This is a genomic window from Fulverythrobacter ferritrahens (assembly GCF_020539485.1).
Lineage (GTDB): Bacteria > Pseudomonadota > Alphaproteobacteria > Sphingomonadales > Sphingomonadaceae > Andeanibacterium > Andeanibacterium ferritrahens.
Map to the genome: position 1 here is coordinate 273,480 of NZ_JACDXU010000003.1, position 24,173 is coordinate 297,652.

General features: G+C 63.9%; 25 protein-coding genes. 16 read left to right on the forward strand and 9 right to left on the reverse strand.

Annotation, left to right across the window (positions count from 1 at the left end):
- The first annotated feature begins 308 nt into the window (after positions 1-308).
- Positions 309-1,568: a glycosyltransferase gene (locus H0274_RS13425; protein WP_226795999.1), complete on the forward strand. Its 1,260-nt coding sequence runs from the start codon at positions 309-311 to the stop codon at positions 1,566-1,568.
- A 174-nt stretch (positions 1,569-1,742) separates the two neighbouring features.
- Here H0274_RS13425 and glnA read toward each other — a convergent pair whose 3' ends face one another.
- From glnA to H0274_RS13450, 5 genes are all read right to left on the reverse strand, one after another.
- Positions 1,743-3,152, reverse strand: coding sequence for a type I glutamate--ammonia ligase (glnA, locus tag H0274_RS13430; RefSeq protein ID WP_226796000.1), 1,410 nt, complete (start codon positions 3,150-3,152; stop codon positions 1,743-1,745).
- A 79-nt stretch (positions 3,153-3,231) separates the two neighbouring features.
- On the reverse strand, positions 3,232-3,570 hold the full coding sequence (locus H0274_RS13435; RefSeq protein WP_226796001.1) for a P-II family nitrogen regulator: 339 nt from the start codon (positions 3,568-3,570) through the stop codon (positions 3,232-3,234).
- A gap of 288 nt (positions 3,571-3,858) precedes the next feature.
- Positions 3,859-4,785, reverse strand: a complete 927-nt coding sequence (gene argC, locus H0274_RS13440; protein WP_226796002.1) for an N-acetyl-gamma-glutamyl-phosphate reductase — start codon at positions 4,783-4,785, stop codon at positions 3,859-3,861.
- Positions 4,782-5,135 (reverse strand): SH3 domain-containing protein, encoded by a 354-nt coding sequence (locus H0274_RS13445; protein ID WP_226796003.1) that lies wholly within the window; start codon positions 5,133-5,135, stop codon positions 4,782-4,784. Before H0274_RS13445 ends, argC begins: the two co-directional genes overlap by 4 nt.
- A 77-nt stretch (positions 5,136-5,212) precedes the next feature.
- Complete coding sequence (locus tag H0274_RS13450; protein ID WP_226796167.1) at positions 5,213-6,598, reverse strand: leucyl aminopeptidase family protein; 1,386 nt, start codon at positions 6,596-6,598, stop codon at positions 5,213-5,215.
- A 47-nt stretch (positions 6,599-6,645) separates the two neighbouring features.
- Between H0274_RS13450 and H0274_RS13455 the strand changes: the two genes are divergently transcribed.
- Both H0274_RS13455 and map read left to right on the forward strand, forming a co-directional pair.
- Entirely contained in the window at positions 6,646-7,473 is an 828-nt protein-coding gene (locus H0274_RS13455) for a PdaC/SigV domain-containing protein (RefSeq protein WP_226796004.1), read from the forward strand.
- Positions 7,474-7,549: 76 nt separating this feature from the next.
- Positions 7,550-8,377 (forward strand): type I methionyl aminopeptidase, encoded by an 828-nt coding sequence (gene map / locus H0274_RS13460; RefSeq protein ID WP_226796168.1) that lies wholly within the window; start codon positions 7,550-7,552, stop codon positions 8,375-8,377.
- Between the two features lie 341 nt (positions 8,378-8,718).
- On the opposite strand, the gene H0274_RS13465 is transcribed toward map, so the two are convergent.
- Together H0274_RS13465 and ccmA are read right to left on the reverse strand one after the other, a co-directional pair.
- Complete coding sequence (locus tag H0274_RS13465) at positions 8,719-9,378, reverse strand: heme exporter protein CcmB (RefSeq protein WP_226796005.1); 660 nt, start codon at positions 9,376-9,378, stop codon at positions 8,719-8,721.
- Entirely contained in the window at positions 9,375-9,956 is a 582-nt protein-coding gene (gene ccmA / locus H0274_RS13470) for a heme ABC exporter ATP-binding protein CcmA (protein ID WP_226796006.1), read from the reverse strand. The genes H0274_RS13465 and ccmA overlap by 4 nt, the downstream gene beginning before the upstream one ends.
- 53 nt (positions 9,957-10,009) lie before the next feature.
- Between ccmA and H0274_RS13475 the strand changes: the two genes are divergently transcribed.
- Positions 10,010-10,300 (forward strand): 4a-hydroxytetrahydrobiopterin dehydratase, encoded by a 291-nt coding sequence (locus tag H0274_RS13475; protein WP_226796007.1) that lies wholly within the window; start codon positions 10,010-10,012, stop codon positions 10,298-10,300.
- A 138-nt stretch (positions 10,301-10,438) separates the two neighbouring features.
- Here the strand turns inward: H0274_RS13475 and H0274_RS13480 are convergent, their stop codons facing one another.
- Complete coding sequence (locus tag H0274_RS13480; protein WP_226796008.1) at positions 10,439-11,248, reverse strand: SDR family oxidoreductase; 810 nt, start codon at positions 11,246-11,248, stop codon at positions 10,439-10,441.
- 92 nt (positions 11,249-11,340) lie between these two features.
- Positions 11,341-11,958 carry a DNA-3-methyladenine glycosylase family protein gene (locus tag H0274_RS13485; RefSeq protein WP_226796009.1) on the reverse strand — a complete coding sequence of 206 codons (618 nt, stop codon included), beginning with the start codon at positions 11,956-11,958 and terminating at the stop codon, positions 11,341-11,343.
- Between the two features lie 105 nt (positions 11,959-12,063).
- On the opposite strand from H0274_RS13485, the gene H0274_RS13490 reads away from it, so the two are divergent.
- The 12 genes from H0274_RS13490 to murD all read left to right on the forward strand — a co-directional run bounded on the left by H0274_RS13490 (position 12,064) and on the right by murD (position 24,134).
- The gene (locus H0274_RS13490; RefSeq protein WP_226796010.1) at positions 12,064-12,381 is read left to right on the forward strand and encodes a 2Fe-2S iron-sulfur cluster-binding protein; all 318 of its coding nucleotides are present in this window, start codon (positions 12,064-12,066) and stop codon (positions 12,379-12,381) included.
- Positions 12,382-12,547: 166 nt separating this feature from the next.
- On the forward strand, positions 12,548-13,558 hold the full coding sequence (locus H0274_RS13495) for a cysteine synthase A (protein ID WP_226796011.1): 1,011 nt from the start codon (positions 12,548-12,550) through the stop codon (positions 13,556-13,558).
- Positions 13,559-13,596: 38 nt separating this feature from the next.
- Positions 13,597-13,950 carry a hypothetical protein gene (locus tag H0274_RS13500; protein ID WP_226796012.1) on the forward strand — a complete coding sequence of 118 codons (354 nt, stop codon included), beginning with the start codon at positions 13,597-13,599 and terminating at the stop codon, positions 13,948-13,950.
- On the forward strand, positions 13,928-14,707 hold the full coding sequence (locus H0274_RS13505; protein WP_226796013.1) for an ABC transporter: 780 nt from the start codon (positions 13,928-13,930) through the stop codon (positions 14,705-14,707). Before H0274_RS13500 ends, H0274_RS13505 begins: the two co-directional genes overlap by 23 nt.
- A 269-nt stretch (positions 14,708-14,976) precedes the next feature.
- Positions 14,977-15,546 (forward strand): division/cell wall cluster transcriptional repressor MraZ, encoded by a 570-nt coding sequence (locus tag H0274_RS13510; RefSeq protein ID WP_226796014.1) that lies wholly within the window; start codon positions 14,977-14,979, stop codon positions 15,544-15,546.
- A complete protein-coding gene (gene rsmH, locus H0274_RS13515) occupies positions 15,543-16,487 on the forward strand; it encodes a 16S rRNA (cytosine(1402)-N(4))-methyltransferase RsmH (protein WP_226796015.1) in 945 nt (314 codons plus the stop codon). Before H0274_RS13510 ends, rsmH begins: the two co-directional genes overlap by 4 nt.
- The gene (locus H0274_RS13520) at positions 16,487-17,020 is read left to right on the forward strand and encodes a hypothetical protein (protein WP_226796016.1); all 534 of its coding nucleotides are present in this window, start codon (positions 16,487-16,489) and stop codon (positions 17,018-17,020) included. The genes rsmH and H0274_RS13520 overlap by 1 nt, the downstream gene beginning before the upstream one ends.
- Positions 17,017-18,741: a peptidoglycan D,D-transpeptidase FtsI family protein gene (locus H0274_RS13525; RefSeq protein ID WP_226796017.1), complete on the forward strand. Its 1,725-nt coding sequence runs from the start codon at positions 17,017-17,019 to the stop codon at positions 18,739-18,741. The genes H0274_RS13520 and H0274_RS13525 overlap by 4 nt, the downstream gene beginning before the upstream one ends.
- Positions 18,738-20,225 (forward strand): UDP-N-acetylmuramoyl-L-alanyl-D-glutamate--2,6-diaminopimelate ligase, encoded by a 1,488-nt coding sequence (locus tag H0274_RS13530; protein ID WP_226796018.1) that lies wholly within the window; start codon positions 18,738-18,740, stop codon positions 20,223-20,225. Before H0274_RS13525 ends, H0274_RS13530 begins: the two co-directional genes overlap by 4 nt.
- Positions 20,225-21,712 (forward strand): UDP-N-acetylmuramoyl-tripeptide--D-alanyl-D-alanine ligase, encoded by a 1,488-nt coding sequence (locus H0274_RS13535; protein WP_226796019.1) that lies wholly within the window; start codon positions 20,225-20,227, stop codon positions 21,710-21,712. Before H0274_RS13530 ends, H0274_RS13535 begins: the two co-directional genes overlap by 1 nt.
- On the forward strand, positions 21,712-22,782 hold the full coding sequence (gene mraY, locus H0274_RS13540) for a phospho-N-acetylmuramoyl-pentapeptide-transferase (RefSeq protein ID WP_226796020.1): 1,071 nt from the start codon (positions 21,712-21,714) through the stop codon (positions 22,780-22,782). Before H0274_RS13535 ends, mraY begins: the two co-directional genes overlap by 1 nt.
- Positions 22,779-24,134 (forward strand): UDP-N-acetylmuramoyl-L-alanine--D-glutamate ligase, encoded by a 1,356-nt coding sequence (gene murD / locus H0274_RS13545; protein WP_226796021.1) that lies wholly within the window; start codon positions 22,779-22,781, stop codon positions 24,132-24,134. Before mraY ends, murD begins: the two co-directional genes overlap by 4 nt.
- The last annotated feature ends 39 nt before the right edge of the window (positions 24,135-24,173 follow it).

Consider the following 24,173-nt stretch of genomic DNA (forward strand, 5'->3'; position numbering starts at 1 on the left):
GCATCGGTTGTCATGTTCTCACCATTTCAGGAGGATGCAGGTGTTGCAGCTGCGAAATTCGCTCCTACATGCCCGCAATGCAAAGCCGCCCCCACCTTTTGCCTGTCGCCCGTCAAGGTGACGCCTTGAGGACACGGTCCGGCTGCTTTGCACAGATGGATGGCACGCTCCCTGTTGCACATGCGAACAGAATCGGCTTTTGCCATCGTCGTGCCCGAATTGGCTGCAAATAGCGGCTCATCCAACCCTGTTCAGCATTGCTGCGCCGCCAAGAGGGACGGTGACGGAGGCAAGGTAGAAAGCAAAATATGGCACGTGACGACAAACCTTTGCTGATCTGCGACCTCACTCAAAGTTATTCGCCCAATGGCGGTGGTGGGATCAGCACCTACCTCAGGGAAAAACGCAATCACGTGCTGTCGCGGACGGATCACCGCCTGCTGCAGATCGTGCCCGGCCCGGAAGACCGGATCGTGGAGAACGGTCGCAGTATCTGGGTGGAGATCGGGGCCGAGCCGGTTCGCGGAAGTCCGAACTATCGCTTCATCATGCGCACGCGCAAGGTTCGCGAAGTGCTGGAGCATTACCGTCCGGACATCATCGAATCGCTGTGTCCCTGGGTGCTGCCCTGGACCGCGATCAACCATCGCCGGAAATTTCCGGAAACGACGCTGGTGGCCGGCTATCGCACCGATTTCCCCAATGCTCATGTCTATCGCGTGGGCAAGGAACTCGCTGGCGAGAAGATCGCCTCGTTCGCACGCTGGCTGATCATGGGCTATGCCGAGATCACCTATCGCGAGTTCGACCGCGTCTATACGCTGGGCGAAGATGCGAAAGCGATGCTGGGCACCCGCAGGATCGACCGCGTCGATGTGCTGGAACTCGGCGTGGATCTCAGCCAGTTCGATCCGGCCAAGTCCGATCCCGAATTTCGCCGCCGTATGGGTCTGGGCGGAACGCACGGGCCGCTGCTGATCTATGCCGGCCGCATCGATAATGAAAAGCGCGCCGATCGCCTGGTTGAAATGATGAAGCGCCTGCCGCCCGAACTGGGTGCTGGGCTGGTCATGGTGGGTGACGGCAAGCTGCGTGACCGGCTGGTGGCCGAGACGGCAGGCATGCCAGTGGCGTTCCCCGGCTTCATGAGCAGCCGCGAGGAGCTGGCTGTCGCGTTGGCATCTTCCGACATCTATGTTTCTGCCATGGCGGACGAGACCTTCGGCGTTTCCGTTGTCGAAGCCCAAGCCAGTGCGCTGCCGGTGGTGGGCGTCGCTTCCGGTGCAATGCCGGCTCGCGTGCCGGCCGGGCTGGGCCTGCTGGGGCCGGTGGACGATGTCGACACGATGGCGCGCCACGTGCAGGATATCTGGCTTGGTGATCACGATGCCATGGGCGCCGCGGCGCGCAAGCATGTGGTGAACCGCTATAGCTGGGATCGCACCTTCTATCGCCTGTTCAACGAGATCTATCCGGTGGCGCTGGCCCATACCCGCCAGCGGCTGCGCGGCCCATCCAATGGCTGGCAGACCCGCCCGGCATCGGAATTGCTTCGCGAGACGGTCTGATCCGATCGACTTGAGCTTATCGGACCAGCCCTGAAGCAGGCTCGATCAAATGCTGATCGCATAAAAGGAAAGGGCGGAGCCGCGAGGCCCCGCCCTTTTTGCTTCCGCGATTTCCCCCCGGATCAAGCGGAAGGGGAGGCCCTGCCTTTCGGCCGGCCTCCCTGAATCTCGCTCTTAGAGCGAGTAATACATGTCGAACTCGACGGCTGACGGCGTGGTTTCCCAGCGCAGCACTTCCGGCCACTTGAGTTCGATATAGGCTTCCAGCTGGTCCTTGGTGAACACGCCGCCTTCCAGCAGGAATTCGTAATCGGCTTCCAGCGACTCCAGGGCTTCACGCAGCGAACCGCAAACGGTCGGCACCTGAGCCAGTTCGGCCGGGGGCAGATCGTACAGGTTCTTGTCCATGGCTTCGCCCGGGTGGATCTTGTTCTTGATCCCGTCGAGACCGGCCATGAGCAGCGCAGCGTAGCACAGATAGGGGTTGGCCATCGCGTCGGGGAAACGGAATTCCACGCGCTTCGCCTTCTCGCCGGCACCGTAGGGGATGCGGCACGAAGCGGAACGGTTGCGGGCCGAATATGCCAGTAGCACGGGGGCTTCGTAACCCGGCACCAGACGCTTGTAGCTGTTGGTGGTGGGGTTGGTGAAGGCGTTCAGGGCCTTGGCATGCTTGATGACGCCGCCGATGAAGTACAGGCACATGTCCGACAGGCCGGCATAGCCATTACCGGCAAACAGGGGCTTGCTGCCATCCCAGATCGAGATGTGGGTGTGCATGCCCGAGCCGTTGTCCTTCATGATCGGCTTCGGCATGAACGTGGCGGTCTTGCCATAGGCATGGGCAACCTGCTGCACGACATACTTGTAGACCTGCATGCGGTCGGCGGTCTGGACCAGGGTGCCGAAGGTCAGGCCGAGTTCGTGCTGGGCCGAAGCCACTTCGTGGTGGTGCTTATCGCAGGGCAGACCCATTTCGAGCATGGTCGAAACCATTTCGCCACGAATGTCGACGCAGCTGTCGACCGGAGCGACGGGGAAGTAGCCGCCCTTGGCGCGCGGACGGTGAGCCAGGTTGCCGGCTTCATAGTCGCGGTTGGAATTGGTCGGCAGTTCGATGTCGTCGATCTTGAAGCCGTTGCCGTCATAGCCGTCATAGAACTTCACGTCGTCGAACAGGAAGAACTCGGCTTCCGGGCCGACATAGACGGTGTCGCCGATGCCGGTTGCCTTGACGTAGGCTTCGGCGCGCTTCGCGGTGGAGCGCGGATCGCGAGCGTAGAGTTCGCCGCTCGAGGGTTCCACGATGTCGCAAACCAGGATCATCATCGGCGTGGCCGAGAACGGATCGATATAGACCGCATCCAGATCCGGCTTGAGGATCATGTCGGATTCGTTGATCGCCTTCCAGCCTTCGATCGACGAACCGTCGAACATCAGGCCGTCTTCCAGCTCGTCTTCGCCGAGCACGGATGCGACCATGGTCAGGTGCTGCCATTTGCCCTTGGGATCGGTGAAGCGCAGATCAACCCATTCGATCTCCTCTTCCTTGATCCGCTTCACGATTTCCTTTGCACTGGGCATAACTCAATTCCTCCAATGGACTTGTTCGTATTGTTCTTCCCCCGGCGGCAAGCCGACCGGGGTTCATTCTCAAGAGATGTCAGATGGCCGCGTCGTCGCGTTCGCCGGTGCGGATACGAAGGGCCGTATCGACCGGAGTGACAAAGATCTTGCCATCGCCGATCCGCCCGGTCTGGGCAGCAGCGGCGATCGCTTCCAGCACGCGTTCGGCCATGTCGTCGCTTACGACGACATCGAGCTTCACCTTGGGGAGGAAGTCGACGACATATTCGGCGCCGCGATAGAGTTCGGTATGACCCTTCTGGCGTCCGAAGCCCTTGGCCTCGGTAACGGTGATGCCGGATACGCCGATTTCATGCAGCGCTTCCTTCACCTCGTCGAGCTTGAAGGGCTTGATGATCGCTTCGATCTTTTTCACTTGGTCTCAGACCCCTGTTACATTCCGCGCCGGCTTCAAGAAGCCGAAGCCGGGGGAGTTCGAATTTCCCCGGCGTTGTCATCTTCAAGAATCGTGCCAACACGACCAAGAATCATGCCAAGGGCTGGAACTGAGGCTTAGAAGACCGGCGGCCCTTGGGAAAGTGCGGATTCGCAAGATCGCAAAAGCGGCGGGCCAAGTGTGGCAATTATCCTCCGCTGCGCGGCCGACGTCAGATGGGTAAAATTCGGGCAGAAGCCTGCCTGTTTTTTAGGCAGTTAACCTCGATCAGAGGCGCAATCCGGCGGTTTCCGGCAGCCCGGCCATCAGGTTCAGGCTCTGTACGGCCGCCCCGCTGGCGCCCTTGCCGAGATTGTCCAGCACGGCGATCAGCCGCACCTGCGAACCGTCCCCGCTGGCGAAGACGAACAGATCCATCCGGTCATTGCCTTCGTTGGAAGCACGCAGCAGCAATTCGCCTTCTGCCGGGCTTTTCCCCATATGGACCACGGGACTATCGGCATAGAAGGCGGCCAGGCACTGGCGCAGTTCGTCCGCCGGGGCGGCGCCCTTCATCGCGCCGAGCGGCAGCGGAATTTCCACCACCATTCCTCGATGTGCCGGAACTACCGCCGGGGTGAACAGAGGCGGCAGGGTAAGGCCGCAGCGCGCCTGCATTTCCGGCACATGTTTGTGGCCCAGCGCCAGCGCATAGCCGCGCCATGCGATGTCCCGATCTTCCTCGAACCGGGCGATCAGGCCCTTGCCACCACCCGAATAGCCGCTGACGGCATTGCAGGTGTAGGGCCAGTCGGCAGGCAGCAGGCCCGCGCGCACCAGCGGAGCAAGCAGGCCGATGAAGCCGGTGGAATAGCAGCCCGGATTGGAAACCCGCATTGCTTCGGCCACATTGCGGCGGCCTTCGACTTCGGGGAAACCATAGGTCCAGCCCGGCGCGACGCGATGGGCGGTGGAAGCATCGATCACCCGCGTGGTGTCATTGGCGATCAGCGCGGCGGATTCGCGCGCGGCATCGTCAGGCAGGCAGAGGATCACGAAATCGGCGGCATTGAGGGCTTCCGCCCGCGCGGCCGGGTCCTTGCGCCGGGCATCGTCCAGCGCGATCAGGCTGAACTCGCTGCGCCCGGCAAGCCGCTCGGCAATTTCGAGGCCCGTGGTTCCGGCAGCGCCGTCAATGAAGATCGAGGCGGTCATGCGAAGGGATCCAGCAATTCGCTGGTCTTCACATAGCCGACCGGACCGTCGGGGCCGAGGCAGCCCCAGGCCCAGGTGGCGTTGCTGTCCAGCACGTCAAACCGCTGGCCCGGAAACAGGTCATAGACGATTTCCGATTCATCGCTCGCCTCGGCACGCATATTCGCGCCCATGTCGCACACCATCAGCGGCATCGGCACCACATAATGCGGCACGAAATATCGGCCCGCCAATGCGATATGCGCGATGTCGCCGCGCAGGGGCACCTTGCGCGGATCGGGTTTTGCAACCGGGCCGGACAGGGCAAAGGGGCCCAGGTTCGAATTGTCGGAAGGCGTGATGGCGTTCAACGAAGGGTCCGTCTGCTCAAGTGAATTTCGCGCGCGCTTAGACCGCGAGGGCCGTCGGGGCAAGAATTGCCGTCATTCTACCCGCCATAGCGGCCCTTTAGCATGTGCCATGCTGCGCGCAGACCCAGCGCTTCACCGCCCTTGGGCCGCCCCGGCTTGGCCGAGGGACGCCAGGCAAACGTATCGAAATGGGCCCAGTCGATGCCTTCGCCCACGAACTTTTCGAGGAACAGCCCGGCCACACTGGCCCCGGCATAGCCATTGTCAGGGGAGTTGTTGAGGTCGGCAACGTCGGATTTCAGCCATTCGGCATAGGCGGCGGGCAGGGGCAACTGCCACACTTCGTCATCATGGGCCTTGCCCGCTTCGATCAGGGCACGGGCGGTTTCTTCCCGCCGGGTCATCAGCGCCGGAAGGTCCGGCCCCAGCGCCACGCGGGCAGCGCCGGTAAGAGTGGCGAAATCGATGATCAGGTCCGGCTGGCCTTCTGAAGCGAGCGCCAGCGCATCGGCCAGGACTAGACGACCTTCGGCATCGGTATTGCCGATTTCCACCGACAGGCCCTTGCGCGATTTCAGAATGTCGCCGGGGCGGAAGGCATTGCCCGCCACGGCATTTTCAACCGCCGGGATCAGCAACTGGAGACGGACATTGAGCCCGGCCTCCATCACCAGCCCCGCCAGCGCCAGCGCATGAGCGGCGCCGCCCATATCCTTCTTCATCAGCGCCATGCCGCGCGCGTGCTTGATGTCCAGACCGCCGGAATCGAAGCAGACGCCCTTGCCGATCAGCGCCAGCCGGGGCGCCTTTTCGTTGCCCCAGGTCAGCTCGATCATGCGCGGGGCATGATGGCGGCTGGCGGCGCGGCCCACGGCATTGACCATGGGAAATTCGCTTTCCAGCCGATCCCCCTTGGTGACCGAAATCCTTGCCGAATGCGCCTTGGCAAGCGATTCCACTTCCGCCTCAAGCTGGGCAGGGCCCATATCCTCGGCAGGGGTGTTCACCAGATCGCGCACTGTCATAATCGCGCGCGCTTCCGCCAGGGCAGGCTCGATCGCCTTCACGCCCTTGGTCAACAGGATGCGATCCCCTTCCTCGTCCTTATCCTTGCGGTAGCGGGTGAAGCGATATTGCGCGGTCTGCCAGCCATGCAGGGCCGGGCCGGGATCGCCGGTCATCAGGCGATAGGTTCCGGCGGGCAGCACTTCCGCCAGTTTTGCCAGGCACCAGCTTGAAAGCGATGCGGTGTTTGCCACGCCGCCTGCGGCAAACCAGCCGTCTCCATCCGGCACGATCACGGTCTGGTATCCGCCAGCCGTGAATTTCTGCGCGTCCACCGCCGCGCGCTGTTGCGGGTTGAGCGTCTTGAGCCAGGCTTCGAAGCCCTGCTTGTCGATCAGATGGATCTCGGTGGCCTTCTGGCCCCGGTCAGGCTGGATCAATGTATCCTTGTCGATCATGGCTTCCATCTGCATCACCTGCTGCCGAACCGCGAGGGGAAATTTCGATGCTTCTGCGTTCCGTTACCTGTGTTGGCATCACTGCCACTCTTGCCGCGTTGGCGGGCTGTTCCTCCCCGGCGCCTGCCGACAGGACGGAGGGAGCCACTGCCGCGCCTACACCGGCAGCGGCCACGGCCAGTCCCGCAGCTGTTCCGGGGGCAGAGGCGGGCAAGATCGCGCAGTCGAACGAGACCTATGAATTCGAATATACCTTCCCCGCGCAGGCCAATGCCATTCCAGAGCTGCGCGCCTTGCTGGAAGATCGCGCCCGCAAGGCATCGATGGAGTTCGAAAGCTCCGCCACGGCCGGGCGCAAGGATGCGGAAGAGAGCGATTATCCGTTCCACGCCTGGGGCTATACCACCAACTGGCAAATGGTGACCGATCTGCCCGACTGGCTGAGCCTTTCAGCGGTCCATTGGGAATTCACCGGCGGGGCCCATGGCAATACCAATTTCGATAGTCTGCTGTGGGACAGGAAGGCCAAAACCGCACGCGATCCGATCTCGCTCTTTACATCGGTGAAGGCGCTGGAAGGCGCGGCAAAGACGGCTTTCTGCGATGTGCTGGACAAGCAGCGATCGGAAAAGCGGGGCGAGAAGGTGGTGCGCAATGCGGATGATTGGGAAACTGCCTGCATAGGCTTTGACTCGGTCACGGTGATCCTCGGATCGTCCAACGGAAAGCGCTTCGACCGGATCGGCTTTCTTGTGCCACCTTACGCCGCCGGGCCCTATGCGGAAGGCGATTATGAAGTGACGCTGCCGGTAACGCCTGCCGTGATTAAGGTGGTGAAGCCGCAATATCGGGCTTCCTTCGCGGTGGGAAAATAGCCGAGCGGGGCCCCTCCTCTCTCGGGGGAGGGGCTAAACACTCGCATTTTGCCGCCATCGTGGCTACATGGCCGGCATGACCGAATACCAGACCATCACCGGAAACGAGACCGTCCTGCGGGATGGAACCATCAAGCTGCACGGGCCGGAAGGCTTTGAAGGGATGCGCAAGGCAGGCCGTCTGGCCGCCGAAATCCTCGATGCGATGGTCGATCTCGTGAAGCCCGGCGTTACCACGGGCGAGCTTGACGATGTGGTTCGCCAGATGACGCTGGATGCCGGCGCTGTGCCCGCTACCATGGGTTATCGCGGCTATGCGCATAGCTGCTGCATCTCGCTCAACAACGTGATCTGCCACGGCATTCCGGGCGACAAGGTGATCCGCGAGGGGGATATCCTCAATATCGACGTCACCCCGCTGCTGGATGGCTGGCACGGCGATTCCAGCCGCATGTATATTGCAGGAGAGGCGCCGCTGAAGGCCCGCCGCCTGATCGACGTGACCTATGAGTGCCTGATGATCGGCATTGAAAAGGCCAAGCCCGGTGCGCGGCTGGGCGATATCGGTGCGGCGATCCAGGCCCATGCGGAAGGCCATCGTTACGGCGTGGTGCGTGAATTCTGCGGCCATGGCCTTGGCCGCCTGTTCCACGATGCGCCGGAAGTTATCCATGCCGCGCGCGGCGGGACCGGGCCGGTGCTGAAGCCGGGCATGTTCTTCACCATCGAACCGATGATCAATCTGGGCAAGCCGGGCGCCAAGATGCTCTCCGACGGCTGGACGGCGGTGACGCGCGACCGTTCGCTTTCCGCGCAGTTCGAACATTCGATCGGCATCACCGAAACCGGCTGCGAGATCTTCACGGCAAGCCCCAAGGGGCTGGACCGCCCGCCTTACGCCTGATGCGTTTCGGGCGCTGGATAGTGCCCGAAAGTTTACGCAAAACGACCTGTGAAACCTTGTGACCTTTCGCCCCTTGTATGGGTAGGAAGGTGTCTTTGCGCTTGCCGTGCAGATCGCGTGAAATGGCGAAATTCCGCGGCTTCAGGCAATTCCTGTCTGCTTGCCATGGCTCGCGGCCTGCCACTGCGAATGTGACCTTTGGCGCCGGGCGTGTCAGGGGGTTGTGACCTTCCGCGCGCGGCTGTTTTGCTACGTGGTGTGAGGGCAGAGGGGAGGGGCGCAGGCTCATCTCCGGCTGTAAGCCAGATTTTGCCGGTGTAGGAAAATGCCTTTGGCGCGGTCTATCCCTCGCGCGCGGCCCTTACTGCCGCGCCGCCCGCAAAGGGCGCAATCGCCAGCAGCACCAGACTGATCGCGGCGGTAAGCGCGATGCCGCTTTCTCCGCCGGTGGAGAGCGCGCCTGCTCCGAAGATCAACAGGGGCACGGCCAGCGGGATCAGTAGCAGGCCCGATAGAGCCGCGCCCGCGCGCAGCCCCGCAGTCAGGGCGGCGATGGTCACGCCGATAGCTGCCAAGCCGGGCGTGCCTGCCAGCAGGCCGAGTTCCACCGTGTAGAGCGTCTTCCCGTCGATCCCCAGCAGGGCTGAGGCGGGCAGGGCGGCCAGCATCAGCGGCGGCCCGAAGCTGAGCCAGTGGGCAAGAACGCGCACGGCGATCACCACTTCTTCCGAAATGCCGCGCAGCGCCCAATGGTCGAAGAAGCCCTGCTCCAGATCGGGGGCGACCAGCCGGTCGAGTGGGAGGATCGCCGCCAGCAGCGCGCCGATCCACGCCACACCGCCGCCTGTGCGGGCCAGCACCGGCGCGTCCGGCCCGACGGCGAAGGGATAGAGCATCGCTACGGCCAGGAAGAACAGGATCGGCAGCAAGGTGCCCCCGCGCCTTCCACCGGGCATGAAGGCCGCCAGATCGCGACGCAGCAGGCGCAAGAGGGCGCTCATGCCACGAAATCCCGTAGCGGCAATTGCTGCATTCCCGCCAGCGCGAAGGTCTGGTGAGAGGCGACCACGGCAATGCCGCCACTGGCGCAATGCTCTGCAGTCAGCCGGGTGAGCAGGGTTGCGGCGGCAGTGTCCAGCCCGTTCAGCGGTTCGTCCAGCAGCCAGATCGTGGCCTTCTGACCCAGCAGGCGGGCGAGCGCCGCGCGTTTGCGCTGGCCGGTGGAGAGATAGCGCACCGGCACGTCCAGCAGTTCCGACAGGCCCAGCGCGGCGGCGCGCTGCGCCTCGTCCTCGCCATCCAGGGCGCTCCAGAAAGCGAGCGCCTTGCCCAGCGGCAAGTGCTCGTCCAGCGCCAGCCTTTCATCCACCAGCCCCACCGTGCCTTTCCGCTCCACCGCGCCGACATAGGGGCGGGCCAGGCCGGCGAGGATACGCAGCAGGCTCGATTTGCCGATGCCGTTAGCGCCAGCCACTTGCAGGGCCTCGCCCGGACCCAGCGTGAAGCCGAGGCCGGAGAACAGCAGCCGGTCGCCCCGGCGGCAGGCAATATTGCTGGCAGAAAGATGAGCCGCTTGCATGGCCAAGGCGCTTAGGCGAAACCCCGGTAAGCGACAAGCAGAGGAGCCACGCCATGCCCATTCCGCAAATGACTGACGGAGAACGGATCGAGGCGCTCTCTCATCTGCCCGGCTGGGATCTGCATATCGACAAGACGGCGATCACCCGAAAATTCGCCTTCCGTGACTTTGGCGAGGCCTTCGCGTTCATGACGCGCGTGGCGCTGCTGGCGGAAAAGATGGACCATCACCCGGAATGGTCGAACGTCTATAATAGGGTGGAAATCACGCTGACCACGCATGATGCTGGCGGCCTTTCGGCGCGGGATGTTACCATGGCCAAGGCGATTGACCGGATTGCTTAGGGGGCATTGGAGGATTCTTCCCGCCGCCGTTCGTCCTGAGCCTGTCGAACATTCTACCCGGTCGCCAGCGATCCCAGCTTTCGCTGGGATGACGAGGGGATGCCGAGTTTGTCTTCGCTCGCAGTGATGGGCGATGCCTCACTCCGTCGCATCCTCATGCGCCTTCATCAGCTGGGCAGCGCGTTTCCTCAACTGGCCCGGCATCCATTTGGCGGCGAAGCGCATTTTCCGGGCGGTCTTGCCCACCAGGTAATGCACCTTGTCACCCTGAATGGCGGCCCAGGCATTGTCAGCCACTTCTTCCACCGGAGTGAACTCAAGCCCAGCCGTGGTCACCACCTGCCGGATCGGCACGTTGCTGCGCGCATTAGGGGCATGGGACAGCAGCGGCGTATCGATGAAGCTGGGCATCAGCGAGCGCACGCGGATGCCGTCGGGCTGCCATTCGCCGTCCAGCGTTTCGGTGAGCGAACGCACGCCCGCTTTGGCGGCGGCATAGATGCTCTGGCTGGGCATGCCGTATAGCGCGGCGGCGCTGGCGGTGTTGAGCAGGCAACTGCCAGGCGCGCTGGCCTTCAGCCAGGGATAGGCTGCCTGTGCGCCATAGATTACGCCCTTGAGATTGATGTCCAGCGTGCGGTCGATCTCCTCGCGCGAAAGCTCCGCCAGTGGCCCTCCCAGGGGCACGCCCGCATTGTTGGCCAGTACGTCGATCCGCCCGCCCGAGGCATTGGCGAAGCCGCGCAAGGCCTCGTCCCAGGCCTCGCGATCGCGCACATCGAAGCGGAAGCGAAAGGCTGCGCCGGCCAGCATGGCCGCCGTAGCTTCCATGCCTTGCTCGTCAATATCGCCCAGTCCGATGAACCAGCCTTCGGCCGCGAAACGGAGGGCGATGGCCCGCCCTATGCCCGAGCCGCCGCCCGTGATGAAGATCGCCTTGCGCGCCATTTCCTATCCTCTCCCCAGAGTGCGGGAGGAGGGATAATGCCTGCTTACAGCCTCGTCAGCAACGGCGTGTGATTGGGGCCAGATCGCTTCCTCTATAGTGCCGCATTGTTGTAGCAATGCCAGGTGAAAATCGCCGCTGCCCCGCGATGGGGGCGCCATGCTTCGGCCAGCAGGCGCACTTCCTTTTCGCTCGGACGTTCCGGCAATTGCAGGATCTTGCCGATGCCAACCTGCACCGCCAGATCGCCCGCAGGCCAGATATCGGGCCGCCCTTCCGCGAACAGCAGATAGATCTCGGCAGACCAGCGGCCGACGCCCTTGATCTGGACGAGTTGGGCAATCGCTTCCTCGTCGTCCCGCGGCAGGGCATCGAAATCGAGTTCGCCATCGGCAACCAGCTGGCAGAGCGAGCGGATATAGGACTGTTTCTGGCGGGAAAGGCCGCAGGCGCGCAATGCATCGAAATCCTGCGCCAGGATCGTGGCGGCGGGCACGCCAGCGCCCACCAGCGCCTCAAGCTTTGCCCACATCGATGCCGCCGCCGCTACGCTCACCTGCTGGCCAACAATGGTGCGCAACATGGTGGCGTAGCCTGTTGGGCGGATGCGTGGTTCGGGATATCCGGCGATCTGGCGTGCACGATCAAAAGCTGGTTCGCGAGCGGATAACTCGTCGATTCCCTGTCGCAATAATTCCGCCGAAAGGCCCATAAATCCTCGCCGCCTTCTTGCCAAAACCTGCCTCAGCCCTTAGCAGCCCGGCCAAACGGCCGTCCGGCCGAAGGCTCCTTTTTTCGAGACGATGAGGACGTGCATATGCCCAAGCTGATCGTGGTCAACCGCGCTGGTGAAGAAACTTCCATCGAGGTCGGCCAGGGCCTGACTGTGATGGAAGCCATTCGGGACAATGGTTTCGATGAACTTCTGGCCCTGTGCGGCGGCTGCTGTTCCTGCGCAACCTGCCATGTGCATGTCGATCCGGCCTTCAAGGAAGTGCTGCCCAAGATGACGGTGGATGAGGACGACCTGCTGGACAGTTCCGACCATCGTGACGAAAATTCGCGTCTTTCCTGCCAGATCCCCTTCACCGATGCGATGGATGGGATGAAGGTCACCATCGCTCAGGAAGACTGATCGACCCTGCCTGTGCCATGTACCCTTTGCCGGGTGCATGGCGGCAGGCACGAAGCGGGCGCCATGAAGTCGGGCGCCGTGAAGTCGGGCGCTGTGAAGTCGGGCTAGGGGCCTCCCAAGCGCATTTGCATTGCGATATGGCCCCTTGCATCCTAACTCACCTTCCATGACTGGTGCCACCTACCGCAATACGCTCGACCTGATCGGCAACACTCCGCTCGTCCTTCTCAAGGGGCCCAGCGATGCCGCAGGCTGCGAGATCTGGGGCAAATGCGAATTTGCCAATCCCGGCGCCTCGGTGAAGGACCGGGCGGCCCTGTGGATCATCCGCGACGCCGAAGAACGGGGCGAATTGAAGCCCGGCGGCACCATTGTGGAAGGCACGGCGGGCAATACCGGCATTGGTATCGCGCTGGTGGCCAATGCGCTGGGCTACAAGACGATTATCGTCATGCCTGACAATCAGAGCCGCGAGAAAATGGCCACCCTGCGCGCGCTGGGGGCGGAACTGGTGCTGGTGCCGCCCGCGCCCTACAAGAACCCCGGCCATTTCGTGCATACCAGCCGCCGCCTTGCGGAAGAGACGCCGGGCGCGATCTGGGCCAACCAGTTCGACAATACGGCCAATCGCAAGGCCCATATCGAGAGCACCGCGCCCGAGATCTTCGCGCAGCTGGAAGGCCGGATCGACGGCTTTACCTGTGCGGCGGGCACCGGTGGCACGATTGCCGGGACGGGGCTGGGCCTCAAGTCGCTGGACGAGAATATCACCATCGCCCTGACCGACCCCTACGGCGCGGCGCTGTATAATTACTACGCCCATGGCGAGCTGAAGGCGGAAGGTTCTTCGGTGGCGGAAGGGATCGGGCAGGGCCGGATCACCGCCAATCTGGAAGGGGCGCCCATCGATACGCAGTTCCGCATTTCCGATGAGGAAGGGCTGGAATGGGTGGGCCGCCTGCTGAAGGAAGAGGGGCTGTGCCTTGGCCTGTCTTCCGGCATCAATGTGGCGGGCGCTGTGGCGCTGGGTCGCAAGCTGGTGGCGGAAGGAAAGACGGACGCCCGCGTGGCCACGATCCTGTGCGACACGGGGTTCCGCTATCTCTCCTCGCTCTACAACCGCGAATGGCTGGAAGCTAAGGGCCTGCCGGTGTTCGACTGGCTGGAGCAAGCGTAACGCTTGGAGCCAGGCCCGGCTTAGGCTAACAGCCTGCCATGAGCATCGAACAGCAGCTCGATCGTGACCTGGATGACGACAAGCCGCTCGTCGGCCGCAGCCGGATGCGCGCCGAGGCAGTGAAGCGCCTGCAGATCGGCCTTGCGGGGATTACCGGGGTCATTCTGGTGGTGGGGCTGGCCAATATCATCCGGGACCGGGCAGATCAGTCGGAACTGGCGGCCGTGCCCGAAGCTGCCCCCACGGTGGCCACGCGCGCGCCACATGCCCCGGCCAAGGACCCGCTCGCTGATGCCGGCGTAGTGCCTGAACTTCCAGCAGATCCGGTCGCTTCGGCAAGCTCTGCGGGCTCGGCGGGGCAGGGTACAGATGGCACCGGCACGCTACCTTAAACTCGGTCTTCTTCTGCTCGCACTGGTGGCTGCTGGCGCGGCGGCATGGTTCACACTGGGCCGCCAGCCGGAGGAGCGGCTCCCGCCTCTGGGGCTTTTTACCAGCCTGCCGATCTATTGGAGCGAAGCGGCGGATATTTCCGCCATGCTGTCCTCCGATGCGGAACCGCATTGGGCGCGCAGGCTGATCGAACGGCGGCGGGATTTGCAGCCGCTGGATGTGCTCACGCCGCAGGCGCTGGCGCCTTTCACGGATATTCTGATAGCCCAGCCAAGAGCGCTTGGAGCGGCGGAGAATGTGGCGCTCGATGGCTGGGTACGGGGTGGCGGCCATGTCTTGCTGTTCGCGGACCCGCTGCTGACCCAGCATTCCCAATTCGGCCTGGGTGATCGGCGGCGGCCGATGGGCGTAGCCCTGCTGTCCCCGATCCTGACCCATTGGGGGCTGGCACTGACGATGGACGATGCGGAGCCTGAAGGTGAGCGTCAGGTCCAATTGCTGGGCGGGGCGCTGCCTGTCGATCAGACAGGGCGTTTCATTCTGATGCCTACGCAGCCCGACGCGCCTGCCGCCTGCCACCTGCTGGCGAAAGGGCTGGCGGCGGAATGCCGGATCGGTGCGGGCCATGCCCTGATCGTGGCCGATGCCGCGTTGCTCGACCATGCCGGGCATGGCGATGCTGGCGGGGGAACCGCCCAGCCTATCCGCGAGGCGGCGCTTTCCCGCCTGCTGGAAGCAGCCTTCACTCACCACTGATCGAATCCGGGGATTTTGCGGGATTGCGACTCCGATCCATCGGGGATTCGCGCGCAAACCCTTGAATTTCAATGGAACATTGTGTGAACATTCGCCTTTGAATGACTTTATGAAATCTTGAAAAATGACGATAATTCAGTGCTATATATCGTAATCCCCGAATTTCCCGTGATTTTCCCTTTCATCCCCGCTTTGTGCGGGTTACACAATGTTTCCATCGGAAACCTGTTCTCGTTGCACTCCGCACAAACGGAGTGGGCGGGCCGTGGATGAACACGGTCCGGAGCGAGGATGGTTTGCCGGTTTCGAGGGATCAGCGCCCGCAGGCGGGATGGGGCAAAGTGACAGGGGAAAGGCAGGTCATCTATAGCGGTCAAGGCTTCTCGCTGAAGGGCGAGAAGGGCCGCTTTGTGCTGCCTCCGGCCTTCCGCAAATCGGTATCGGAATCGAGCGACGGCAAGATCCTCTGTCTCGCCAAGCATGAACGCTGGAACTGCCTGACCGGCTTCGGTCTGTCGCGCCGCGACGAACTGGAAACCCAGATCGAGCGCGAAGAAGAACGCGCTATCCGCCTTGGCCGCGACTTCGATCCCGATCTGCGCCGGGTCCAGCTGTTCGGCTTCATCGAGATTCCCTTCGATGCTTCTGGCCGCTTCATCATGCCCGATCACTTGGCCGGGCTCGGTGCCTTGCAGGGCGAGGTGTTCTTTCAGGGCGCGGGCAGCTTCTTCACCCTGTGGAACCCCGAAGAGCTCTATCGCATGGGCGAAGGCTGGGAAGGTGCGCAGGCTGCTTGCCGCGCGCTCGCCGCCGAGAACGCGAAGGGGAAGAAGGCATGACCGACGCCCCGCACATCCCCGTCCTGCTCGATGAAGTGATCGATGCGCTCGATCCGCAGCCCGGCAATGTAATCGTGGACGCCACTTTCGGCGCGGGCGGTTATACCCGTCGACTGCTGGATGCGGGGGCCACCGTCCATGCCTTCGACCGCGATCCGGACGCTATCGCTGCGGGTAGGCAATGGCCTGAAACCCGTGAAAATCCGCCGCGCCTGATCCTCCATCCCCGCCGTTTTTCCGAGATGGCGGATGCCATGCGGGAAGCGGGGGTTGAGCAGGTGGATGGCGTGGTGATGGATATCGGTGTCTCCTCCATGCAGCTTGACCAGGCGGAGCGGGGCTTTGCCTTTGCTTCGGATGGCCCGCTGGACATGCGGATGAGCCAGGAAGGGCAGAGCGCCGCCGATTTCCTCAACACCGCCGATGAAGCGGAAATCGCTGATGTTCTTTACCTTTATGGGGAGGAGCGGCAGTCTCGCAGGGTAGCCCGCGCCATCGTGGCGGCGCGTCCGCTGGCCACTACCGCGCAGCTTGCGCGTGTGGTGCGCAAGGCGTTGGGCCATCGGCCCGGTGCGCCGAAAGATCCGGCAACCCGCAGTTTTCAGGCAATCCGCATCCATATCAATGAAGAGCTGAAAGAGCTTGAGGCGGCGCTGGGCGGAGCAGAGGCTCTGCTTGCGGAGGGCGGCCGGCTCGCTGTGGTGAGCTTCCACAGCCTTGAGGACCGGATCGTGAAACGCTTCCTGCGCGATGCTTCCGGGGCTTCGGCCGGTACCTCGCGTCATCTTCCGGCGGCCAATGATGGCGACGCCGCTACTTTCGCTTCGCTCTCCAAGGCGATCCGTCCCACCGATGCGGAAATCGCGCGCAATCCCCGTGCGCGTTCCGCCACCTTGCGCGCCGCGACCCGCACCGGCGCGCCAGCAAGGGAGGCAGCGTGATGTCGGGCAGGCCGATCATGGGTAGCAGGATGAGGAAGATCGGTTGGGCAGCCGTGCTGCTGACTTGCACCAGCGCCTATGGTGCGCTGCACCTCAAGGTCAATTCGGTGAAGAGTGAGGTCCGCCAGGCCGAGCGGCGCATCGTGGCATTGCGCGAACAGAAGCTGATGCTGGAAACCGAATTCGAGACGCGCGCCAACCAGCAGCAGCTGGCTGCGTGGAACGAAGTCGATTTCGGTTACAAGGCGCCGACCGCCGGGCAGTTCCTGGAAGGCGAGCGACAGCTGGCCCAGTTCGGCACCCCCCGCGCCAAGGGCGCGCCGGAGCCGATCATGGTGGCCAATGCCCCCGCGGAAGCCGAGGAAAGCTCCATTTTCCCTGCCATGGTTTCGCCCATCACCGGCAAGGCGATAGCCGCGGAGGTTCCGCGCGGCGGGCCGTCTGAGCCGGTCGTGCGCGAAAATCTTTCCGCTCGCCTGGTTCGCCCCGCCCAGCGGGTGAAGATCGGGTCCATCGCAGGGGGGACGGAGTGAACGCACTCACGATCAGCACGGCAATCACCACCGGCCGTGTCGAACTGGTCAACACTCGTCAGCGTTCGCTTTTCACTGCCCGGTTTCGCGTGTTGTGGGTGGTGGCGCTATTCGCCCTGATCGCGATCGTCGCCCTGATGCGCATTGCCTATATCGGCGTGGTCCAGCCGGGCCCCGCGCATACTTCCATGGCCGAGGCGCTGCTGCCTCCGCGCGGTGAGATCACCGATCGCAATGGCGTGCCGCTGGCGCGCGCTTTCCCCGCCTATGCCCTGTGGTTCAACCCCACGGCGCTGGGCGATGGCGGCGCGCCGCTGGTGAAGACCCCTGCGGAAGTGGCTGCGCAATTGGTGCAGATCTTCCCGGATATGGACGCCAAATGGCTCGCCCGACGCCTCGCCAGCGGGAAGGCCGGTTATCTGCGGCGACGCGTACTGCCGGAAGAGGCGAACCGGGTGCAGGCCATCGGCGAACTGGCACTGGAAGTGCCGCGCGAGGCGGACCGGCATTATCCGCAAGGCACTATGGCGGCCCATGTGCTGGGCTATGTCGGGGCTGACGGCCACGGCCGGGTTGGCATGGAAGCGGTGCTGGACAAGCAACTGCTCGATCCCGCGCAACGCGGCAAGCCGGCGATGCTTTCCATCGACAGCCGCGTGCAGGGCGCGCTGGAGGATGAACTGCGCCGGGGGATGCTGGCGGTGGATGCCGTGGGCGCGGCCGGGCTGGTGCTGGATGTCGATACTGGCGAAGTGATGGCGCTGGCATCCCTGCCCGAATTCGATCCGAACAAGATCGACGTGGCCGGTGAGAAGAACATGTTCAACCGCGTGACCAATCAGGTCTATGAGCTGGGCTCCACCTTCAAGCCGCTGACTATGGCCGCCGCCATCGATGCGGGCGTGGTGACCGATCTTTCGCGTCGTTATCAGTCTGCCCGCCCGCTTGAAATGGGTGGCTTCCGGATTCGCGACAGTCACGTTATGGGGCCAACCCTGAACGTGCCCGAAGCCTTGATCCATTCCTCCAATATCGTAACCGCCCAGGTCGCTGACGAACTGGGGGGCAAGGCGTTGCAGCGCTACATGACCGATCTGGGCATGCATGAGCGGCCCTATATCGAGCTGCCCGCGCGCGGCTTCCCCATCTGGCACAAGGGTGATTGGCCGCGCCTGCGCACCATGACGGTCAGCTATGGCCACGGTATCGCAGTTACGCCGCTGCACCTTGCCAGCGCCTATGCCACCATGGTCAATGGCGGCATCTGGCGCCCGGCCACCTTGTACAAGGTGGAGCCGGGCCATGCCGCCAAGGGCCGCCGCGTGTTCAAGGCCAGCACCAGCGCGCGAATGAACCAGCTGATGCGCATGATTGCAGTCTATGGCACCGGCAAGAGCGCGGATGCCCCGGGCTTCCGCGTGGGCGGCAAGACTGGCTCCGCCGAAAAGCCGGGTGTGGGCGGTTATCGCCGATCCAGCCTGGTCTCCACCTTCGCCGCCGCCTTCCCGATGGACCGCCCGCGCTATGTAGTGATCGCCATGCTGGACGAGCCCAAGGGCACGGCGGCCAGTTCCTATCAGCGCACGGCGGCGTGGAACGCGGCGCCGATCGTTGGCCGGCTGGTGCCGCGCATCGGCCCGCTGCTGGGCGTGATGCCCGATGAAAACCACGATATCGACCTGACCGATCTGGCTCCGCTGGTTGGTGGGAAGAAAGAATGAATCTGGCCCGCCTTGCAGAAGCGGCGGGCATTGCCGTGGATAATGCGCCGGCCGATGTAGTGACCGGCTTTGCCATCGATCACCGCAAGATCGCGCCGGGCACCGTGTTCGGTGCCTTCCGGGGTGCGAAGTTCAATGGGGAGGATTTCATCCCCGCCGCCATTGCTGCGGGAGCCATCGCCATCGTCGCCCGGCCGGAGGCGAAGGTGGAAGGCGCGGTGCATATCGCCGATGCCGAACCGCGCCGCGCCTTTGCGTGCCTTGCGGCCCGGTTCTTCCAGCCCGTGCCGGAAGTCGTCGTCGCGGTGACGGGCACCAATGGCAAGACCTCCACCGTGGAGATGACCCGCCAGCTCTGGCGCATGGCGGGCCAGCGGGCGGCCTCCATCGGCACTTTGGGCGTCACCACCCCGGACGAGAGCGTTTCCACCGGGCTGACCACGCCCGACATCGTCACTTTTCTGTCCAACATGCACGGTCTGGCGCAGGAAGGCGTCACCCATGTCGCCTATGAGGCATCCAGCCACGGCCTGTCGCAATATCGCGTGGAAGGGCTGAAAGTGGCGGCGGGGGCCTTCACCAATCTCAGCCGCGATCACCTCGATTATCATCCGACGATGGAGGATTATTTCGCCGCCAAGATGCGCCTGTTTGACGAAGTTGTCGAAGATGGCGGCGCGGCAGTGGTGTGGGCTGATGATGAATGGTCCGCCCGCGCGGCAGACCACGCGCGGCGGCGCGGGCTGAAACTGCTCACCGTGGGGGAACGGGGCGAGGGCATTCGTCTCGTCAAGCGTAGCCCCGGCCAGCTGGGCCAGGAACTCGATCTGGAATTTGGCGGTGCCGCCTGGAAAGTGAAACTGCCGCTGATCGGTGGCTATCAGGCCGCCAATGCGCTGGTTTCCGCCGGGCTGGTACTGGCGGCAGGCGGCGATCCCAAGACGACCTTTGATGCGCTGTCCCGCCTTCAGCCCGTGCGCGGGCGGCTGGAACGCGCCGCGATCAGTGCGGCGGGTGCGCCGATCTATGTCGATTATGCCCACACGCCCGATGCGCTGGAAGCCGCCATTGCCGCCTTGCGCCCGCATGTGACGCAAGGGGGGAAGCTGATCGCGGTATTCGGCGCCGGGGGTGACCGGGACACGGGCAAGCGTGCGGAAATGGGCAAGGTCGCCGCGCGCGCTGCGGATGTGGTTATCGTGACGGACGATAATCCGCGCAGCGAAGATCCGGCCGCGATCCGCGCCATGGTGCTGGCGGGGGCGCCCGATGCGCGGGAAATCGGGGACAGACGGGAAGCAATCGCGGCAGCCATTGCGCAGGCCGGGCCGCAGGATATCGTATTGATCGCCGGAAAGGGCCACGAACAGGGCCAGATCATCGGCGCGGGAGAAGACATGCGTATCCTTCCCTTCGACGATGTGACCGTCGCACGCGAATGTGCTGGCTCTGCCGCGCCATCCCATGCAGGAGATGCCGCCTGATGGCCTCCCTTCCGATCCTGCCGCTGCCCATTGCATGGCTGCCTCAATCCTCTGACGCATTGCCGCTGGCCCTGTGGGATGCGGTGACGATCGCCCTGGCCACCGGTGGCAAGCCCAGCGGCCAGTTCCAGATATCAGGTGTGGAGATCGACAGCCGGGATGTGGTGCCGGGCGATCTGTTCTTCGCGCTGAAGGGCGAGACGAGCGACGGGCACGATTATCTGGCCAAGGCCTTTGCCAATGGCGCTGTTGCCGCCGTGGTGGATCGCCCGATCCCGCAGCCGCACATTCTGGTTGAAGATACGTCCGCCGCGCTGGAACAGCTGGCGCGGGCCGCCCGCAACCGGGCTTCTGCAAAGATCATCGGCGTCACCGGCTCGGTCGGGAAAACGGGCGTCAAGGAAGCGATCTTCGCCGCGCTTGACCGCGCGAGCCGGGGCGCGGCCCATCGTTCCGTGCGCAGCTATAACAACCATGTCGGCGTGCCGCTCAGCCTTACGCGGATGAATGCGCGCAGCAAGTTCGGCATTTTCGAGATGGGCATGAACCATGCAGGCGAAATCGCCGCGCTGACCGCGCAGGTGCGCCCGCATGTGGCGGTCATCACCACTATCGCGCCTGCCCATATCGAGATGCTGGGCAGCGAAGAGGCGATTGCCGATGCCAAGGCCGAGATATTCCTCGGTCTGGAAGAAGGCGGCACGGCGGTGATCCCGGCAGATAGCCCGCATTTCGAGCGGCTGCGCGCCGCTGCCCTGGCGGCGGGCGCCAGGGTAGTGTCGTTCGGCAAGGCGCGCCATGCCGATGTGCGGCTGCTGGATGCGATCCCGCAGGCCCATGGCGGTTCGCTGGTGACGGCGGACCTTGGCGAGAACCGGCTGTGCTACACCGTGGCCGAACCGGGCGAACATTGGGTGTCCAATTCCCTTGCGGTGATCGCGGCGGTGCGTGCCGCTGGCGGCGATATGGGAGCGGCGGGGCTTTCGCTGGCCGAAATGGGCGGGCTCAAGGGCCGGGGCGCGCGCCATCGGGTGGAGGCACCAGGCGGGCAGGCCCTGCTGATCGATGAAAGCTACAACGCCAATCCGGCCTCCATGCGGGCCACGCTGGCGCAATTGGGACAGACGCCTGCCACGCGCCGCATTGCCGTGCTGGGCTCCATGCGCGAGCTGGGCGATTTCGGCCCGGCCTTCCACGCGCAGCTGACCGAGCCTCTTGCGGCGGCAAATGTCGATTTTGCGCTTCTGGTCGGCGCGGAAATGGATGCGCTGGCGCAGGAATTGGGGAAAGGGGCGGCTAACGCGCTTGGCAAGCCGATTCGCTTCGCCCATTGCGGTTCTCCTGAAGAAGCCATCGCGGCGCTTGCGGAGTTCGGCCTTTCGGGAGGTGACGCGGTGCTGGTCAAGGGATCGAATTCGGTGGGCCTGGCACGCGTGGTGGCCCACTTCGCCGGTGCGGAAGGCGCCGGGGGTCGCAAGGAAGTCTAATGCTGTATCTCATCGCGCAATGGCTGGATTTCGAAGGACCGGCCAATCTGGTGCGCTATCAGACGTTTCGCGCGGGCGCGGTGCTGGTTACGGCGTTGCTGATCGGGCTGGTGATCGGCCCTCGCTTCATCAACATGCTGCGCGTGCGCCAGGGCAAGGGGCAGCCGATCCGTGAGGATGGGCCGCAGACGCATCTGGCCAAGCGCGGCACGCCCACCATGGGCGGGTTGATGATCCTCGTCTCGCTGATGCTTTCCATGCTGCTGTGGATGAACCTTGCCAGCCCCTTCGTCTGGGCCTGCATGGCGGTGACGGCGGGCTTCGGCCTGATCGGTTTCCTCGACGATTATGACAAGGTGACCAAGCGCAGCCACAAGGGCGTTTCGGGCAAGGTCCGGCTGCTGGCGGAATTCGCCGTGGCGGGTGTGGCCAGCTGGATCATCGTCAGCCAGATCAGCACCAACCTCTATATCCCCTTCCTTTCAGGGGTGAGCATTCCGCTGGGGCCGTTCTATTACGTCTTTGCCGCCACGGTAATCGTGGGCTTCGGCAATGCCGTGAACCTGACTGACGGGCTGGACGGGCTTGCCACCATGCCGGTGGTGATCGCGGCGGGGGCTTTCTCGCTGATCTGCTACCTCGCGGGGCGCGTGGACTATGCGACCTATCTGGGCATTCCGCATGTGCCCGGTGCGGGTGAACTGGCGATCTTCTGCGCCGGGATCATGGGGGCGGGCCTTGCCTTCCTGTGGTTCAACGCACCGCCTGCCGCCGTCTTCATGGGCGATACGGGCAGCCTCGCCCTTGGCGGGGCACTGGGTGCCATTGCCGTTGCCAGCCACCACGAGATCGTGCTGCTGGTGATCGGCGGGCTGTTCGTGCTGGAAACGGCCTCCGTCATCATCCAGGTGTTCTTCTACAAGCGGACCGGCAAGCGTGTGTTCCGCATGGCGCCGATCCATCATCATTTCGAACAGCTCGGCTGGCCTGAATCGACCGTGGTGATCCGCTTCTGGATCATCTCGATCGTGTTCGCGCTGGCGGGCCTGGCAACGCTCAAGCTCAGGTGATCCGCTCAACCCACTTCTCCGGCAAACGCTACGCCATTCTGGGCCTCGCCCGTTCGGGGCTCGCGGCGGCTGAATGCCTGCTGGCCAGCGGGGCCGAAGTGGTGGCGTGGGACCGGCAGGACAATGCCCGCTCCGCGCTGGAAGGGCGCGCGCGGCTGGCCGATCCGCTGGAAATCAATCTGGCGGGTTTTGACGGGGTGGTGGTCTCCCCTGGCGTGCCGATCAACATTCACCCCATCGCCCAGCGCGCCCACGATGCCGGTGTGCCGCTGATCGGCGATATAGAGCTGTTCGCGCTCGCCCGGGCAGACCTTCCCGCGCATCGCGTGGTGGGCATCACCGGCACCAACGGCAAGTCCACCACCACGGCGCTGGTCCACCATTTGCTGGACAGCGCGGGCGTTCCGGCGCGGATGGGCGGGAATATCGGCCTGCCGATTCTGGCGCAGGAGCCTTTGACGCCCAATGAGAATGGCACCGGCGTCTATGTGCTGGAGCTTTCCAGCTATCAGATCGACCTGACTTTCTCGCTCAAATGCGAAGCCGCCGCGCTGACCAATATCACGCCGGACCATCTCGATCGCTATGCCGGCTTCGAGGCCTATGCCGCCTCCAAGGCGCGGCTGTTCGCCATGCAGGATGCCGATCAGTTCGCCGTTTTCGGCTGTGCGGATAATCCCACCCGTGCGATCTGCGAGGTGGAGCGGGCACGGCGCCCCGCTGGCCGGGTAGCCTGCGTGAACAAGGCTGCCATCCTGCCGCATCAGCCGGATTGGCCTTCGCTGCAGGGCCCGCATAATCTGGAAAACGCGGCGGTCGCCGCCGCATTGGTGGAGGAACTGGGCCTCACGCGCGATCAGGTTCTGGCGGGGCTCGCCAGTTTCCGCGGACTGCCGCACCGCATGGAGCAACTGGGCGAATATCGCGGCGTGTTGTTCATCAACGACAGCAAAGCGACCAACCCCGCCTCCACCGCGCCCGCGCTGGCCGCCTATCCTCCCCGGCCGGGCCCCAACGGGCCGGAAAAGCGCATTCACTGGATTCTGGGCGGCCTGCCCAAGGGCGACAATCTGGGCGAGTGCGAGCAATATTTCGGCAATGTCGCCGCTGCCTATACGATCGGGGAAGCTGGCCCGGTATTCGCCGAGATCCTCGATCCGGTAACCCATGTGGAACGCTGCGAGATGATGGCGGAGGCCGTGCGCCGCGCCATGGAAGCGGCGCAGCCGGGGGACGTGATCCTGTTCTCCCCGGCCTGTGCCAGCTTCGACCAGTTCCGCGATTATGAGATGCGCGGCGACGCCTTCCGCGAAATCGCCGCCTGCCTCACTGACGGGAATGTCGGTTCGTGAACGCCGCCCCGCAGATCTCCCAGCCCTATATTCCCAACG